Here is a 649-nt window from a genome sequence, read left to right as displayed (position 1 = left end):
GGCTAAGTCGTAACAAGGTAGCCGTACCGGAAGGTGCGGCTGGAACACCTCCTTTCTAGAGCCTTAGTGTTAGTGGTAACACACGCTAGGGAAAGAAGACGAAAAGAACTATTGGTTACAAATAATAGGATTATATTACTCTTGCTGTTAATTTAAAAAACATGCGTAAAATTAAAAAAGCGCAAAAATAAGAATGAAGAGTGTCTCGTAGCTCAGCTGGTTAGAGTACTACACTGATAATGTAGGGGTCGACAGTTCGAGTCTGTCCGAGACAACTAATTTACTCTTAAAAAAGGAAATTTTAGAAGTATGAGTATGAATTACCATTAATTCAAAATTCAACATTCATAATTTAAAATTAGAAATGGGGGATTAGCTCAGCTGGCTAGAGCGCCTGCCTTGCACGCAGGAGGTCAACGGTTCGACTCCGTTATTCTCCACAGATCCGAAAGGATAAAAGTTCATTGACATATTGAGATAAGAAATAATAAAAAGTAGAAAGCAGATTTTCTAATTTATTAGAAAATCGAAACAAAACGGTCTCGTTGTAAAAACGAGATTGGTACAATAAGCAAAATAAGGGCGTATGGGGGATGCCTAGGCTCTCAGAGGCGATGAAAGGCGTGATAAGCTGCGAAAAGTTACGGGG

At 39.0% G+C, this 649-nt stretch carries 2 tRNA genes and 1 rRNA gene; all 3 read left to right on the top strand.

What is annotated here, in order from left to right:
* Window positions 1–55, top strand: a 16S ribosomal RNA gene (locus B0E44_RS08385); the annotation flags it as partial.
* Between the two features lie 146 nt (window positions 56–201).
* Window positions 202–275: transfer RNA gene (locus B0E44_RS08380), tRNA-Ile, on the top strand.
* A gap of 91 nt (window positions 276–366) precedes the next feature.
* Window positions 367–440, top strand: a tRNA-Ala gene (locus tag B0E44_RS08375).
* The last annotated feature ends 209 nt before the right edge of the window (window positions 441–649 follow it).

The sequence above is a fragment of the Flavobacterium sp. A45 genome, assembly GCF_002001005.1.
Classification (GTDB): domain Bacteria; phylum Bacteroidota; class Bacteroidia; order Flavobacteriales; family Flavobacteriaceae; genus Flavobacterium.
Note: the sequence above shows the minus strand (reverse complement) of the source record. Positions and strands in the feature narration are given on the sequence as shown.